The 16,334-nt window shown below is 63.4% G+C and carries 12 protein-coding genes; all 12 read right to left on the bottom strand.

All coding sequences use genetic code 11. The annotated features are described in order from the left end of the window. Nucleotides 1-12: 12 nt before the first annotated feature. Entirely contained in the window at nt 13-933 is a 921-nt protein-coding gene (gene mdcH, locus HDC30_RS21715) for a malonate decarboxylase subunit epsilon (RefSeq protein ID WP_183784845.1), read from the bottom strand. Next, on the bottom strand, nt 930-1,550 hold the full coding sequence (locus HDC30_RS21710) for a malonate decarboxylase holo-ACP synthase (RefSeq protein ID WP_183784843.1): 621 nt from the start codon (nt 1,548-1,550) through the stop codon (nt 930-932). Before HDC30_RS21710 ends, mdcH begins: the two co-directional genes overlap by 4 nt. Beyond that, the gene (gene mdcE, locus HDC30_RS21705) at nt 1,544-2,329 is read right to left on the bottom strand and encodes a biotin-independent malonate decarboxylase subunit gamma (RefSeq protein ID WP_183784841.1); all 786 of its coding nucleotides are present in this window, start codon (nt 2,327-2,329) and stop codon (nt 1,544-1,546) included. Before mdcE ends, HDC30_RS21710 begins: the two co-directional genes overlap by 7 nt. After that, a complete protein-coding gene (locus tag HDC30_RS21700) occupies nt 2,326-3,177 on the bottom strand; it encodes a biotin-independent malonate decarboxylase subunit beta (RefSeq protein ID WP_183784839.1) in 852 nt (283 codons plus the stop codon). The genes mdcE and HDC30_RS21700 overlap by 4 nt, the downstream gene beginning before the upstream one ends. Next, the gene (locus HDC30_RS21695) at nt 3,170-3,469 is read right to left on the bottom strand and encodes a malonate decarboxylase subunit delta (RefSeq protein WP_183784837.1); all 300 of its coding nucleotides are present in this window, start codon (nt 3,467-3,469) and stop codon (nt 3,170-3,172) included. Before HDC30_RS21695 ends, HDC30_RS21700 begins: the two co-directional genes overlap by 8 nt. After that, nucleotides 3,469-4,341, bottom strand: coding sequence for a triphosphoribosyl-dephospho-CoA synthase (locus HDC30_RS21690; RefSeq protein ID WP_183784835.1), 873 nt, complete (start codon nt 4,339-4,341; stop codon nt 3,469-3,471). The genes HDC30_RS21695 and HDC30_RS21690 overlap by 1 nt, the downstream gene beginning before the upstream one ends. Next, nucleotides 4,341-6,011, bottom strand: coding sequence for a malonate decarboxylase subunit alpha (gene mdcA, locus HDC30_RS21685; protein ID WP_183784833.1), 1,671 nt, complete (start codon nt 6,009-6,011; stop codon nt 4,341-4,343). Before mdcA ends, HDC30_RS21690 begins: the two co-directional genes overlap by 1 nt. 320 nt (nt 6,012-6,331) lie before the next feature. Then, on the bottom strand, nt 6,332-6,697 hold the full coding sequence (locus HDC30_RS21680) for a DUF6124 family protein (protein ID WP_183784831.1): 366 nt from the start codon (nt 6,695-6,697) through the stop codon (nt 6,332-6,334). Between the two features lie 508 nt (nt 6,698-7,205). Next, nucleotides 7,206-7,676 carry a chemotaxis protein CheW gene (locus tag HDC30_RS21675; protein ID WP_183784829.1) on the bottom strand — a complete coding sequence of 157 codons (471 nt, stop codon included), beginning with the start codon at nt 7,674-7,676 and terminating at the stop codon, nt 7,206-7,208. After that, complete coding sequence (locus HDC30_RS21670; RefSeq protein WP_183784827.1) at nt 7,669-13,569, bottom strand: Hpt domain-containing protein; 5,901 nt, start codon at nt 13,567-13,569, stop codon at nt 7,669-7,671. The genes HDC30_RS21675 and HDC30_RS21670 overlap by 8 nt, the downstream gene beginning before the upstream one ends. 11 nt (nt 13,570-13,580) lie before the next feature. Further along, nucleotides 13,581-15,635, bottom strand: coding sequence for a methyl-accepting chemotaxis protein (locus HDC30_RS21665; RefSeq protein WP_027610585.1), 2,055 nt, complete (start codon nt 15,633-15,635; stop codon nt 13,581-13,583). Between the two features lie 154 nt (nt 15,636-15,789). After that, complete coding sequence (locus HDC30_RS21660) at nt 15,790-16,329, bottom strand: chemotaxis protein CheW (RefSeq protein ID WP_007964098.1); 540 nt, start codon at nt 16,327-16,329, stop codon at nt 15,790-15,792. Between the last annotated feature and the right edge of the window lie 5 nt (nt 16,330-16,334).

The following is a 16,334-nucleotide window of genomic DNA, read 5'->3' as shown; positions in this document are numbered from 1 at the left end:
AGTCGCGGCGGTTTAGGGTCGGCGGTCTCCCTCCTCTCGCAACAGCGCCTGCAAGGTGTCCAGACGCGCACTGTCGAAGGCAGTGACCGTGCCCGATTCAAACACCCGGCGCGCCAGCCCGGTCAGCACCGCACCGGGCGGCAGTTCGATTTGTAAACGTACGCCGCGCTCGTAAGCGCTTTGCACGGTGCCGCGCCAGTCCACCACGCGGCACATGTTGAAGGCGAGGTCGTCGCGCAAGGCATCAGGCTTGATCAGCGGACGCGCGCGGCTGCCACTCAGATAAGCGATTTTCGGGGTTTTCAGTTCAACCTTGGCGAAGGCCTCGGCGAGGGTTTGCGCCGGTGCCTCCAGCAGCGGGCAGTGCGACGGCACACTCACCGCCAGGCGTTTCGCCAGACCGGCGCCACGACTGCGCGCCAGTTCGGCCACCGCTTGCATCGCCTTGTCGCTGCCGGCAATCACCACCTGGTTATCGGCATTGATATTGGCCAGGTACACCGGCGACTCCATGCTGTGCACCTGCGCCAGCAGCGTTTCGACGGTGGATAATTGCAGACCGATGATGGCGGTCATGCCAAAGCCCTGTGGATAAGCGCGCTGCATCAACTCGCCACGCAGGCTGACCAGATGCAGCGCATCGCTGAAGCTCAGCGCCCCGGCGACCACCGCTGCCGGGTACGCACCGATGGACAGACCGGCGACGTAATCCGCCGTGAGTCCGTCCTGCAATAATTGCCGGGAAGCAGCGACGCCAGCGATCAGCAGGCACAGCTGAACCGCCCTTGTCGTGCGCAACGCATCGGCAGAATCGAGCAATGCGACATCTTCACCGAGCACCTCGCTGGCCTCGGTCAAGGTTGCCCGAGGCAAACGCTGGAGCATGCCCGGTTGCTGCGCGCCCTGGCCGGGGAACACCAACAGGCTGCTCACGCTGCCTGCTCCTGCGGGTTCCACGGGTCAGCCACCAGACACGCTTGATGGGCGTTTTTCAGCAGCACCCGTGCAGCCCCGCCGGCCCATTCGCGCAACGCGACTGCACCGAACGGCGTCTGCAACTGCACGTCGACCCGGCACACGGCGTGATCAAAAACCGCGACCAGTTTGCGTGCCTGATTACGCGTGATCAGTTGCGGGGTACGCAGAATCAGATCGAGATCGCTGGCCGCGTGCATCGCCCTAAAACCACTGGCCAATTCAAACCCGACACTACCGCTGATACCCCAGACCCAACCGCAGTCATCAAGCATTGGCCGCAGTTGTTTGAGTGCCTGCATCACTGGCAGATCGCGCGCGCAATCGACATGACAAAGCGCTTCGGGGCTGACCCGACAGGCAATCGAATCGAGCGCCATAAACGCCGCCAGCCGCTGCTCACGCAACATACCGCGAATGCCCACCGCGACCAGACCTTCGGCACCCACCGCGCGCCGCACCACCACCGGTTGCCCGGCAGCCAGCGACTCGATCGCCCACTGCGGCGCATCCGCCGGCAACTGCGCCGGGGTCATGCCCCACAGCAGGTCGTGGGCCAGTGGCATGTTCACCACTGCGCCCTCAACAGTTCACGCACGCGGCTGGAGGCCTCACGATTTTTCGCGCCGAGACGCTTGCGCAAGTCAGTGCTGGAGATATCGTCGATGGCCTGCTTCAGGCACTCGGTCACCCGCGCCAGATCCTCCGCCGTCGGCTGCTCGATCTGCTGCACCGAGAGGGTTTCCCAGAGCAATCCGAGGCTGGCGTAGCTGTCGATGTCATAGGCCATCGGCGGCACGCTGGCGGCCAGTGCTTCCAGTTCCTCGACACTGCGCAAGGTCACCCGCGCCGCCGAGGCTTTGCCCATCGCATGCACCATCACACCGGGATCGCGCAGGGCAATCAAACGATTGGCCTGATAACCATGAGCAAGAAACGCCCCGGACATGGCCTTGCCCACCAGCAGCGCAATCACCGGATGCCCGGCCAGACGGGCGCGGGCATAACTGTCCGCCGCACCGGCCAGGGCCTGATGAATGCCGAGGGCTTCTTCGCGACGACCGTAAGCCTGGCTCGGGACGTCGACGATGGCGATGATCGGGCGCTTCTGCGCTTTGTCGCGATCTGCCGTGATCGCGTCATCCACTGCCTTGGCCAGGCCCCAGCCTTCGAGCAATCCGACTTCGCCGTTGCGAGCCCGTGGGAAACGGTTGTCCGGGTCAGCGACCACCGCGATAAAGCGCCCAAGTTCGCCATCGGCCACTTGCAACGATGGCGGCAAACCTTCTACGGCTTTCGCACCAGCGCTCAGGGCGTTGAACCAGTTCAAACCGCGCACGGAATAACCACTCATGAGCGCTCTCCTTGATACAGATCGCGAACCACCGAAGGCTCGATTTGCTTGGCGGTGTCCAAACGGTTCAGGCGTTGCAGAAACCAATCGGCGCGCTGACTGCGCGGCTTAGCGGGCAAACCCTGCTGCAGCAATACACCAACCTGCTGACGAATCTTCGCCACATCATCGGCGACATAACGATCCACCAGACCACTGGCGAAACGCTGCTCGCCACCGGTCAGGCTCCAGATGAAGGGCCGGTCGCGGGAGTCGTATTCCTCGATCCCGGCTTCCTGCTCGATCACCTGCGGCCCGTTCAAACCGAGACGCGCTTCCTGGGTCACCAGCAAATAACTGCACAGCGCAGCGGCAATCGACATGCCGCCGAAACAACCGACGCTGCCCGCGACCACACCGACCACCGGTTGGTACTGCTGCAAATCGACAATCGCCGCATGAATATCGGCAATCGCCGCCAGCCCGAGGTTGGCTTCCTGCAAACGCACGCCACCGGTTTCCAGCAGCAGAATGGCGCGAGTCGCGATGCCCTTGCGGTTGTCTTCGGCGGCCAGTTCCAGCGCGCCGGCAATCTTCGCCCCGCCGACTTCGCCGAGGCTGCCGCCCTGAAACGCGCCTTCGATGGCGGCGATCACCACCGGCAGGCCGTCGAGGCTGCCCTTGGCAATCACCACGCCGTCATCGGCTTGCGGCACCACGCCCTGGCGTTCGAGCCACGGCGACATGACCCGTTGAAACGGGTCGAGCAATTCGCGGAAGGTCCCGGCATCGAGCAAGGCTTTCGCTCGTTGCCGTGCGCCGAGTTCGACGAAGCTGTGTTTGTTGAGCAACGCTGCGCTGTCAGTCATGGCCGATCTCCTCGAAACCTTGTTCCAGACGCAGACGCACCACACCCGGCGTGGCGCCGAAATCATGAATATCGATGGCCAGCGCCGGCGGCGTGGTGCCGTCGAACATCCGCGCAAACAGATGCTGCCAGCGCTGCTGCGCACCGTTGACCGAGGTCTGCACATTGATCGTCAGCTTGCCGGCCAGCCCCGGTTCGATCAGCACTTCCAGATCGCCCGAGCCAACACAACCGACCAGCGCGCGCCCGCGCGGCGGCTGCCCGGCGGGGAATTCAAAGGATAAGGTTTCCATCAAAACGCTCCCTGAAGGATGCCGTCGCGCTCGATACGATCGAGCAACAGCGTGGCGGCGAGCAAGTCGGCGGCGCCACCGGGCGAGGCATTCAATGCGATGAGTTGTTGATCCAGTTCGTGCAGGCGACGACGCCCGGTGAGGCTGGCGCTACCGCCGGCGTCGAGCACCGCTTGCGCGCCGTGTTGCATGGCGTGCAGGCCCTGTTCACCGGCGCGGTAGAGCACGCAGGTGTCGGCCAGATCGGTCATGATCGCCAGCAGCGCATCGAGCCGGGCGTTCTGTTCGCCGTGACCGTTGGCGCGGCTGCGTTTGAGTTGCGGCAGGCCGCGTTGCAGCACAGACGGAAAGCCGAGTTGCGCTTCTTCGCGGGCACCGCGTGCGCCGTAACGCAGGGCGACTTGTGCGCCGTGGCTCAGCGGTTTTGGTGCGTAGCGGTCATCCAGCAAGGCCAGACGTGCGGCGCGCAGGGTAACGGCATTGGCGCTGGAGGATTGCGGTTCCAGTGCAGCGGCGGTCACCAATAATCCTAAGGCCCAAATTGCACCGCGATGAGTGTTCACACCGTTGGTGGTCGCGAGCATCGCTTGCTCGCCTTCGCGACCGATGCGGCCAATGGCTTCGCGCAACGTTGAATCGACTACGCCGACTGCAACCGCCGCTTCGGCCATTTCCTTGAACGCCGGCCACAACGACAATGCCGAAGCGTGCATCAGGCCCAGGTGCAGATCGGTGTGCGCGCCATTGCCACGTCGGTCGACCAGCGCCGGTTTTGGCGACAGATCGGCTTCGTCGATCAGCGCATCCACCGCCAGATCGGCCAGGCGTTCGCTCAGGCTCAGGGGTTTCGCTTGCAAATTGAGTGCGTGCATTACCAGCTCCTGAACTTGGCGGGCGGGTTGTACAGGCCGCCGGACCACTCGACCAGATCGGCCACGCTTTTCGCCGCCAGCAGTTCGCGGCTGGCGTCGGTGCGGCGGATGCCGAGGTCTTCGGGCAAGGCGATCAGGCCTTCGCGGCGCATGCGTTCGGTGTCTTTCGGGTTGTGGCGCAGGCCGATGACAGTCACGCCCGCAACCGCAGCGATCATCGCCTGGCGTTCTTCCAGCGAACGGGCCTTGTACAGGTAGGCGATGCCCTCTTCGGTGAGCAGATGGGTGACGTCGTCGCCGTAGATCATGATGGGCGCCAGCGGCATGCCGCTTTTCTTCGCCACTTCCACCGCGTCGAGGGTTTCGACGAAGGTCGGTTTGCCGCCCTCCTGGAAGGTCTCGACCATTTGCACCACGAGTTTCTTACCGCGTTCGAGCATCGGTTGCTGTGAATCGTCGTGGCGCATGTCGAGCCACGCCGGGGTGCCGTGACGCCGACCGCGCGGGTCGTGGCCCATGTTCGGTGCACCGCCGAAACCGGCGAGGCGACCACGGGTCACGGTCGAGGAATGCCCGTCGCCATCGACCTGCAACGTCGCGCCGATAAACAGATCCACCGCGTACTGCCCGGCGAGTTGGCAGAACATCCGGTTGGAACGCAGCGAGCCATCGCGCCCAGTGAAGAACACGTCCGGGCGCGCGGCGATGTAGTTTTCCATGCCCAGTTCAGTGCCGAAGCAATGCACGCTTTCGACCCAGCCGCTCTCGATCGCCGGGATCAGCGTCGGGTGCGGGTTGAGCGTCCAGTTGCGGCAGATCTTGCCTTTGAGGCCGAGGGATTCGCCGTAGGTCGGCAGGATCAATTCGATCGCGGCGGTGTTGAAACCGATGCCGTGGTTCAGCGACTGCACGTTGTGTTTTTCGTAGATCCCGCGAATCGCCATCATCGCCATCAACACGTGCACCGGTTTGATGTGCCGTGGGTCGCGGGTGAACAGCGGTTCGATGTAGAACGGCTTGTCGGCCACCACCACGAAATCCACCCATGACGCCGGAATATCCACGCGAGGCAGTTCGCTGACGTCATCCACCAACTGATTGACCTGGACGATGACAATGCCGTCGCTGAATGCCGCCGGTTCGATCAGTGCCGGGGTGTCTTCGGTGCTGGGGCCGGTGTAGATGTTGCCGGCGCGGTCGGCCATGAACCCGGCCGAGAGCACGACGTTGGGGATCAAGTCCACCACCAGCCGCGCATAGAGTTCGATGTAGGTGTGAATCGCGCCGATTTCCAGCAGACCGTCTTCGAGCAACTGGCTGATGCGCAGGCTCTGGGTGCCGGCGAAGGAGAAATCGAGCTTGCGGGCGATGCCGCGTTCGAACAGATCCAGATGCTCGGAGCGACCGACGCTGGGCATGATCATGTGCAGATCATGCAGCTTTTCCGGATCGGCTTTGGCCAGCGAACGGGAAAGGAAATCCGCCTGCTTCTGGTTGTTGCCCTCCAGCACCACCCGGTCGCCGGGATGGATTAGCGCCTCGAGCGCGGCGACGATCTTGTCGCTGGGCAACACCACACCGTCGGCCAGCCCGCGCACCTTGTCGAGACGCCGCTGCTTCTCGTCACGCCGCCGCGTCCAGCGCGAGTCGGGGGAAATTGTTGTTGTCATGCTCACTCCACGGGTTCGCTGTCGTGGAGCTACGTTAGGCGTGTGGGGTGGGGGCATCAATCAAGCGCGGTGGTGAATCGTTACGCTCAGGGTAACGATCGAAGGCTGCCCTCACCCTAGCCCTCTCCCGGAGGGAGAGGGGACTGATTGGGGGTTGCTCAAGGGATACGCCGACCTGGGAGTGTTGTACTGAATCCGGAATTCACCAGGTTTACCAAATCCATAATCGACTCGGTTTTTCAGGTCGATGTACAACGCCAGACACCTCGGTCGGCCCCCTCTCCCTCCGGGAGAGGGCTGGGGTGAGGGTCGGCTTTTAATCACTCCGTCGGCACCAACCTATCCAACACCCGATTCACCGCCATCTCCGCCACCATCACCACCTGAGCAATGCCCTGCAGGGTCTTGCGGTGCGTGCCTTGCACCAACGCCGCATGGTTGTTGAGCATGACCGTAGCGGAGCCGAGGGATTCGCTGGCGTCGGCCAGCAGGGATTCGCTGTCGGCGTCGGGGTTGGCCATGTACAGCGTGTTGGGGGTGTAGGGCGTGGCCATGAGGTCGGGTTTTGGCGGGCCGAGGTAATGGTCGAGGGCGCGTTCGGCGGCTTCGTGGAATTTCTTTGATTCGGTGGCTTCGTAGGGGGATGCCATGTCGGTGACCGGCGGGTTAGGTGTTACTTTGAACATCGGAATGTACCTCTGTGAGGCCGCACCATCTCGCTGCTAAACGGTAGGGTGGCGGCTGTGCGCAAGTTAGCAGACCGGTCATTCCGGAACCCGGCGCACCCGAAGGTGCCATGCACACAGCCACCATCAAGCGCAGGCGAATGCCTGACCGGATGAGACTTGTACGACCGGAATAAAACGAAGCCGGGCTGCTAAACCCGATCACTGGGAATCAGTGACGCAATCAAGTTACGCAGCCTGCCGAGGGCGCACAAGCCGGCGGATTCTGGTGCATGCGTAGGCAGCGGCGCAAGGATTTGTAGGCCGGTGAGGCGTAACACTGAGTGTCTTTAAACAGCTGTGCTGGAAAGTGTTTATTGCACTGAAGGGATTGAGATTTGTCTGTCGGATTTTGGGGGATTCCGCAGGCGCTATCGCGAGCAGGCTCACTCCTACAGGGGGAACGCATTCCAATTGTAGGAGTGAGCCTGCTCGCGATGAGGCCAGTCAGGCCCCTGAAGATTCCGGATCAGTGAGCCAACCCAGCCTCCACCAACAACTGCTCCAACCCCAACAAATCCGGCACCTTGGCCACCTGTTCCCCGACCTGCACCGCCGCCTGCTCCAGCGCACACAACGGCACATCGACATAACTCAACTGGCTGTCGAGCTTGTACGAACGCGGGATCCCCTGCACCAGCAGCGCAATGAATTTCAGCTGCGGCAGCCCACCAAGGGCATTGAGGATGACGATCCGCGCGCGTTCGCCGATGACGACTTTCTGCCCGCAGGCCGACTCGAAACTCAGCAGCGGAATCTGCCGTTCGCGCCAGCTCACCCGCCCCAGGTACCACGGCGGTGTGTCGAGGTCGAAGGCGCTGGCCTGGTAGTCGATCAGCTCGGCCACGGCGACGTTGGGCAGGATCAGGTTGCGGTCGGCCAGCGGCAGCAGCAGGCCGGTGAGTTGGCTGGTGCGCGCGTTGTGGCGGCGCTCATGCATGTTTCTTGCTCCAGTGGGCAATGCTTTCGAGCAGCACCGATTCCTGATACGGCTTGCCGAGGTAGTCGTTGACGCCGATGGCCATCGCGCGGTCGCGGTGTTTCTGCCCGGTGCGCGAGGTGATCATGATGATCGGCAGGTGTTGCAGGCGCTCATCGTTGCGCACTTGGGTGGCGACTTCGAAACCGTCCATGCGCGGCATTTCGATGTCGAGCAGCATCAGGTCGGGCATGTGTTCTTCGAGCAGCAACATGGCGTCGACACCGTCCTTGGCGGTCAGCACGTTCATGCCGTGGCGTTCGAGCAAACGGCTGGTGACCTTGCGCACGGTCACCGAGTCATCGACCACCAGCACCAGCAGTGGCTTCTGCGGTTCGCTGTCGATTTCCGCCTGCGCCGGACGCTGCGCAACCCGCGCCTGCATCGCGCGGATCGGTGCGAGCAAATCAAGAATCAGCACCACCCGGCCATCGCCAAGAATCGTCGCCCCGGACACGCCCTGCACCGCCGCGAACTGCGGGCCGAGGCTCTTGACCACGATCTCGCGAGTGCCGGCCATCGCATCGACCTGCACCGCGATGTGCCGGTCATTGCACTGCACCAGAAGCACCGGCAACGGCAGGCTCTGGCCGAGCAGTTTCGGGCGCGGCGCGGTTTTCAGCAGCTCGCCCAGATAGCACAGTTCGTAGCGCTGACCGGCGTAGTGGTAGCTCGGCGGATCGTTGCGGTAGTGCGCTTCCAGATCATTCGGCAACACGCGGACGATGCCTTCGATGGTGTTCAGCGGAATCGCGTATTGATCCTCGCCGCATTGCACCATCAGCGCGCGGTTGACCGACACGGTGAACGGCAGACGAATGCGGAAGTGCACGCCCTGCCCCGGCACCGAGTCGATGCTCATGGTGCCGCCGAGCTGCCGGACTTCCTCATGAACCACGTCCATGCCGACGCCGCGCCCGGAAATCTGGGTGATCTTTTCCGCCGTGGAGAACCCCGGCTGCAGGATGAATTGCAGCACGTCGCGGTCGCTGAGTTCGGCGTCCGGTGCCAGCAGGCCGCGCTTGATCGCCTTGCGCCGCACCGCTTCCAGCGGCACCCCGGCGCCGTCGTCGCGAATATCGAAAACGATGTCGCCACCCTCGCGGGTCAGGTCCAGGGTGATCGTGCCCTGCGCCGGTTTGCCCGCCGCCAGCCGCACTTCGGCCGACTCCAGACCATGGTCGACGGCGTTGCGCAGCATGTGCTCCAGCGGCGCGGCCATGCGCTCCAGCACGTTGCGATCCATCTCGCCTTCGGCGTTGCCGATGATGAACGCGACGTCTTTGTTCAGCTCTTCGGCGACCTGCCGCACGATACGTTTCAGGCGCGGTAGCATGCGTTCGAACGGCACCATGCGCGTACGCATCAGGCCTTCCTGCAACTCGGTGTTGATCCGCCCCTGTTGCTGCAACAGGTTCTCGGCGTCGTGGTTGCGGCGCTCGAGGGTTTCCTTGAGATCGAGCAAGTCGGAGGCGGATTCGAACAGCGCCCGCGACAGTTGCTGCAACTGCGAATGGCGGTCCATTTCCAGCGGGTCGAACTCTTCGTAACCGAGGCGTTCGGCATCGACTTGCTGACGGCTGAGGATCCGCCCCTGGGTTTCGGTGTCGAGCCGGCGCAACTGATCGCGCATGCGTTCGATGGTGGTTTCCATCTCGTTCAGCGCGGTTTGCGCATCGCTGACTTGCTGCTCGATACGTCCACGGAAAATCGAGGTTTCCCCGGCCAGATTGACCAGCTCATCGAGCAGTTCGGCGGAGACCTTGACCATGTCCGCGCCGGCATCAGCGGCGGGTGCTGCAGGCTCGGTCTTGGTCGGAATCGGCAACGGCGACGGTGTGTCAGGAGTCGCCGGGTGGCTGAAATTCTGGATCGCGTTGATCAGCCGATCCGCCGGCGGGCATGGCTGCCCGGCGCGCACGCCATCGAGCATTTGCGCCAGGCGGTCATGCCCGCGCTGCACCAGCGCGAACAGTTCGGCGGACGGTTGCAGCACGCCGGTGGCGAGGCTTTCGTAAAGGTATTCGAGCTCATGGGCGAGGTCGCCGATCGGGCCGATCTCGACCATCCGCGCGCCGCCCTTGAGGGTGTGCAGATCGCGCAGCAGGGTTTCCACTTCCTGCCGATTGCCCGGCTCGGCCTGCCAGCGCAACAACGCCGCGCCGGAGCTTTCGATGATGTCGAAACCTTCTTCGAGGAAGATTTCCAGCAGTTCCGGATCATGCGCGGCGCTGTCGGGCTCAGCTGTCGGCTGCGCCGTTTCGGCACTGCCGGACTGGCCCTGACGGAACTGGCGGATCGACTCGATCAGGTCTTGCGCCGGGGTCAGTGGCTGATGGTTGTGCAACTGTTCAAGCAACTGCGCCAAGCGGTCGTGGCTCTTGTGCAGCAAGCGTCCGAGCAGCTCACTGTAGCTGTGGCGACGATCTACCAGACCTTCGTAGAGACTTTCCAGCTCATGGGCCAGATCGCCGATGGCATCGACCTCGGCCATCCGCGCGCCGCCCTTGAGGGTGTGCAGATCGCGCTGCAACGACGACAGCGGCGCAGCGTTGTCCGGGTCGCTCAACCAGCGCTGCAAGGCTTGCCCGGCACTGTCGAGGATGTCCACCGCTTCTTCGAGAAAGATCTCGACGATCTCGTCATCCGGCGCGGTCTCGGCATTGGCGTGGGCGAGTTCGGCGGTGGCGGCGCCCAGCTCATGGATGCTCAAGGTGCGGCTGCCGTCGCTGCGAATCAGCCCCATCGCCGTCGGATCGAGGCTTTCATCGAGCAGTTCGTGCAGGGCGCGAATGCGCTGCGGCTGTGGGGTGATTTCCTGACCGGCGACCAGTTCGTCGAGCATGTTGATCAGCGCTTCGTGAGCGTTCTGCGCTTCGTGGAAGAACCTGTCGCTGACCGCCAGGCTGCTTTCTTCGACGGCGCCATACAGGTCGAGCAAGGCTTCGCAGAGCACGTCCACCGGCAGCAGATCGGCGAGGTGTGCGCCTTCGCCCAGAGTAGTGAGTTCGTCCAGCAGCGCGCTGAGTTCCTGGCGCTCGCCGGGGTGTTGCTGCCAGCGTTGCAACAGGCTTTCGGCGTCGAGCAGGATGTCCATGCCTTGAGCGAGGAAGTTGTTGATCAGTTGCGGATCGCGTTTGATCCGCAGGCCGGTGGTCGGCGCGTTGAGGATCGCTTCCAGGCGTTCGGCCAGCAGCGTTTCGGTGCGTTTGATCAGCGACTGCGCGCCGACAATCGGTGCCAGCGGATCGTGCTTGAGCTGGCGCAGGCCGACGCGGAACAAGCCTTCGGCTTCGAGGAGCAATTCCACTTCATCGAGATCCAGCGGCAACTGATGTGCCTTGAACTCGCGCGCCAGTTTATCCAGCGGCGCCGCCAGTTCGGCAATCGGCAACACGCCGGCCATCGACGCACTGCCCTTGAGCGTGTGCAAGGCGCGCTGCAATTCGTCGCTGGCCGGCAGCGGCACATGCTCGGCAGCCTGATCGAGGAAGCGGTTGAGGCTGGCGAGGTGGGTTTCGGCCTCGTTGCGGAAGATCTCCAGCAACAGCGGATCGAGGGCCGCCACGTCGGCGACGTCTTCGGCTGCCAGCGGCTCGACGCCTTTGGCCAGCGCATGCGCGCGGGCCGCCAGTTGATCGACATCGCTGCGCTGACGCTGGCGCTGCGTGGCAAATTCGCTGATCAGTTCCGGCAGCAGCAACACCGTGTCCGTGAGCAACTGCTGCACCTGCGCGCCAGGTTCGACGCTGTGTTCCAGCACGCGGTTGAGCAGGTTCTCCACGGCCCAGGCCAGCTCGCCAAGGATCAGCGCACGAACCATGCGCCCGCTGCCCTTCAAGGTGTGAAAGGCGCGGCGCAGTTCGGTCAGTGCGGCGCGATCATGGGTGTCGGCCGTCCAGCGCGGCAGGTATTCGTGCAGAACCTCAAGCACCTCGTCGGTCTCTTCGAGGAACACTTCGCGCAGTTCATCGTCCACCGGTTCTTCATCGACCGGCGGCGGCATCAGGCTGCCGGGGGTGATCAAGGCCGGCGGGTTGACTGCTGACACCGGGCTGGCCAGCACGTCGGCCAGCGACTGCACGGTGTCAGGGTCATCCAGCGCTTGCAGGTCCTGCATCACCAGCGCTTCGCTGGGGCTGAGCACATCGTCGAGCAGCGGCACGTGCTGTTCGTGTGGAAAGAAACCGAGGCTGGCGAGGCTCTTTTGTGCGACATCCAGCAGTTGTTCATTCGGCGCTTGCGGGTCGTCGCTCAGGCGCTCGAGGTAATACTCGAGGCTGGTGATGACGTCGGCCAGATTATCCAGTTGCTGCCAGCCCGGCTGGTGCGGATCGAGCAGCAAGTGTTCGCGAATGAAGCTGTTACAGGCCTCGACCAGACTCGCCGCCCGGCTCAGCGGAATCATCGCCAGCGCGCCGCGCACCTGGGTCAGCAACTCCGGCAGCGGCTGCAGTTGCTGGCGATCCCAGTCGGCGTCGATGTAATCGACGATCATGTCCTTGGCCTGTTGCAGGCAGATGCGTGCTTCCTTGATCACGATCTGATGGATCTGTGTCAGGTCAGTGGTCGGCAGGCGCGCGTCTTCGGGGCTTTCCGGCTCGACGGTGCCGACCATGCCGGCGAGGTTGGCTTCGACGTAAAGCAGCGCGCCGGCAACGTCCATCAGGGTCGCGTCATTCGGTTCGCGCTGGCCCTGAGCGAGGCTGAGCACCACCGCCAGTTGATCGATGATGACTTTGCGCGGCTGGCCGAAACCGAGCACCGCGAGGGTGTCGGCGATCTGCCGCAGCGGCGCCAGCAGGCTCTCCAGGTCGGAGGTGTGCTGACGGTCGCTACGGACGAACAGGTCGAGGCGTTCCTTGACCCGCACCAGCTCTTCGCACAGCGCCGCCAGCACCGAACGCATCGCATCGCGGTCGGGGCCGGCCAGGCGCGCGCGTTCTTCGTCGACCATCGCACTGTCGGGCAACGCGTCGTCCAGGGAGTAGCGATCTTTCATGGTCAGCATCTGCCCGGTGGGATGTTCGGCTTTGGCAATATAGAACAGCAGGCTTTTCAGCAGCTCCGGCGGGGGCGGCTGATTGAGGCCGCGCGGGCCTTGTTCGAGCAGGCGCTTGAGCTCCTTGTCGGCGTCCTTGAACAGGCTGCGCAGCGCCGGGCTGTTGGCAATGGTGCCTTCGCGCATGCCTTCGACCAGCGCTGAAGCGACCTGCCACAGCGGACTCAACGGCGCATCGGCGCTGAGCGCTTCGAGGCGCTGGAAAACTTTCGCCAGGTATTCGAGGTGGGTCTGGTCATCCTGCTCGCGCAGCAACCCGACCAGCGCCATTTGCAGCATCTGGCGCAACTTGCGCAGTACGTTGGGCCACTCGGCCGGCTCCAGCGCGGCCAGCGCTTCTGCGCTCAACGGCGGCAAGTCCTGCAGTGGCGGGCTGAACAGGCTGGTTTCCGAGAGCAGGCTGTCGCCGCGCGCACTGCGCAGATCGTTGATCAGCGGCAGCACCACCAGCGGCAGATCGCGGCGGGCACTCTGCACCCGATCGAGGTAAATCGGCAATTGCCCGAAGGCTTGCAGCAGCAGGTGCAGGGCTTCGTCGCGGTGGCTGACGCGCCCCTGCTGCAAGGCTTCGACCAGATGCTCCATTTCTTCGGCGAGCAACGCCGCGCCGTAGAACTCGACCATCTGCAAACTGCCGTGCACCTGATGGATATAGGCCAGACACTCATCCAGCCCCGGCGCGGCCTGCGGGTCATCGAGCACGGCTTCAATTGCCTGATGCGCCTGTTTCAGCGTTTCGGCAATTTCACCCTTGACCCATTCGAGGGCCACGTAGTCGTGCCGGTCACCCATAACCACTCCACTCACGCCTTGTCCGTCGCGGACGCCGACGGCAAGGTGAAACCGGATACCGAACGGCGCAGCTGACTGGCCATTTTCGCCAGATTGCCGATGCTCTCGGCGGTGGCGGTGGATCCGGACGAGGTCTGCGTGGTGATCTGCTGGATCACATTCATCGTCAGTGAGATCTGCCCGGCCGACGAGGTCTGCTGCTGCGCCGCGTTGGAGATGCTTTGAATCAACGCGGCGAGGGTTTTCGAAACGCCTTCGATTTCTTCCAGAGCCACCCCGGCATCCTGCGCCAGTCGGGCGCCGCGCACCACTTCGGTGGTGGTCTGCTCCATGGAGATCACCGCTTCGTTGGTGTCGGTCTGAATCGCCCGCACCAGGGTCTCGATTTGCCGGGTGGCGGCGGACGAACGTTCGGCCAGTCGCTGCACTTCGTCGGCAACCACGGCAAAGCCGCGCCCGGCGTCGCCGGCCATCGAGGCCTGAATCGCCGCGTTGAGCGCGAGGATGTTGGTCTGGTCGGCAATGTCGTCGATCAGGCTGACGATGTCGCCAATTTCCTGCGACGACTCACCCAGACGCTTGATGCGCTTGGCGGTGTCCTGAATCTGTTCGCGGATGTTGTCCATGCCGTGGATGGTGTTGTGCACCACCTCGTTGCCCTTGTTGGCGATTTCCACCGAACGCTCGGCCACCGCCGAGGATTCAGCGGCGTTGGCCGAGACCTGATCGATCGACTGAGCCATGTCGCTGATCGCGGTCGAGGCTTCGGAAATCTGCTGCGCCTGATGCTCCGAGGCCTGGGCCAGGTGCATGGCGGTGGCCTGGGTTTCCTGCACGGCGGCGGCGACCTGGCCGGCGGTGAGGTTGATGGTCGCAACCAGATCGCGCAGTTGATCGACCGAGTAGTTGATCGAATCGGCGATGGTCCCGGTGAAGTCTTCGGTCACCGAGGCGGTCACGGTCAGGTCGCCGTCGGCGAGGTCTTCGATCTCGTCGAGCAGGCGCATGATCGCGTTCTGATTGCGTTCGTTCTTCTCGGCGGTCTCGCGCAACTGGCGATTGGTTTCACGAACCATGACCATGCCGATCAGGATGATCGAGGCCAGCGCCAGCAAACCAAGGACGTAGCCGCCGATGGTGTCGGTGTTGCGCCCGCCAGCGAGGTTTTCGAAACCGCTGGCGAGGTGCGAGGCTTCGTCGAGCAGGGTCTGCGACAGGCTGAAGATATTGCTCGCCGACTCCCGGACCTTGAACAGCTCCGGCGAGGTTTCGAGGATTTCGTCCACCGAGCCGGAGACGAACTGGAACAGCTCGGAAATTTCACTCAGCCGCGCACGGGCATCACGGTCTTCGACTTGGCTGATTTTCAGGGTCGGGTTGCCCTGCAACATGCCGTTGAGCACCTGGCCGAAACGGGTGGCATCGCGGCCAAACGCATCGGCAGCCTGCTGCGAATTCTCGTCGCCAGCGAGCACGGTGTTGACCGCGCCGAGAATGCGTTCAGCGAGCAGCGATTGGCGCTGGGCCATCGCCACTTGGGCGGCTGGCGCGCCGCGTTGCAGAAGGATCTCGACGACTTTTTCGTATTCGATCTGCAACTGCGGCACGGTTTCGGCCAGGGTCGCGGCGACTTGATGCAGCGAGAGCACGGTCTGTTCGCTGGAGAGAATCGCATCGGTGTTTTTCAGCAGGCGTTCCCAATCCAGCTGCACCGCGCGCATTTCCGGGCGCACGGTGGCCGGCGCGGGTGGCAGGCCGGTGGCCGGGTCGCCCTTCTTCAGGTAACCCCAGCGCTGGGCAAAATCGTTGCGCGCATCGCTCAGCAGCTTGAACGCTGCCGACTTCCCGGCAGCCGCTTCGGTGGCGTTCTTGGCGATGCGTTGCGACAGCACGCGCAGCTCACCGGCGTGGCCGATGTACTGCTTGTCGTAGTTGGCCTGGGTGTTGAGGTAGGCGAAGTTGGCGAACAGCAGCATGATGAACACGATCAGTGCGATGAACAGCACGATGATCTGCGAGCGACTGCGCGATCCTTCTGCCGACTTGCCTGTTTTTGCTTTTGTCATCGGTCCTCGCCCTTAACCCACATCTTTGAGGCCTGCTGCAATCCCTGTGGGAGCGAGCCTGCTCGCGAAAGCGTCGGGTCAGCCAATATTTATCTTGCCTGACACGCCCTCTTCGCGAGCAGGCTCGCTCCCACAGGGGACAGTGTTGAATCTGTTATATCGCGACGCTCATGAACACCGGCGATTTAGCCAGCGCAAACAGGCTGAACACCCGCCAGTTCTGCTCACGCCGGAAATAGCCTTTGACGAACTCGGCCTTGGAACCCTGGCGTTTGCTGATCGAGATCGGTTCGAAGCTGTCCTGCTCGAAGTGCTGCAGACCGAACACCTCATCCACCAGCAACCCGGCGAACACATCGTTGTGCTCCACCACCAATACCCTGCGCTGCTTGCGCAGCGGCGACAGCTCGTGACCGAAGAAGCCGCACAGGTCCATGATCGGCAGCAAGCGCCCACGCAGGTTAGCCACCCCTTTGACCCACGGCTTGACCCCGGGCAACTGAGTGCAGCGCGGTTCGTGCAGAACTTCGCTGACTTCGCCCATCGGCGTCACGTACCAGTGCTCGCCGAGGCGAAAGCCGATGCCGCTCCAGCGATCCTGACGGCCGGGCTGCGACGGCAGATCCGCCGCCAGCAGACGGCAGCGCTGGTCGATCTGCCACAGCAGCTCGAACGCGGTCAGCGACTGGTTCATGGCCG

Origin of the sequence: Pseudomonas sp. JAI115 (genome assembly GCF_014200835.1) — a bacterium.
In the GTDB taxonomy this organism is placed as follows: Bacteria; Pseudomonadota; Gammaproteobacteria; order Pseudomonadales; family Pseudomonadaceae; genus Aquipseudomonas; species Aquipseudomonas putida_A.
Note: the sequence above shows the minus strand (reverse complement) of the source record. Positions and strands in the feature narration are given on the sequence as shown.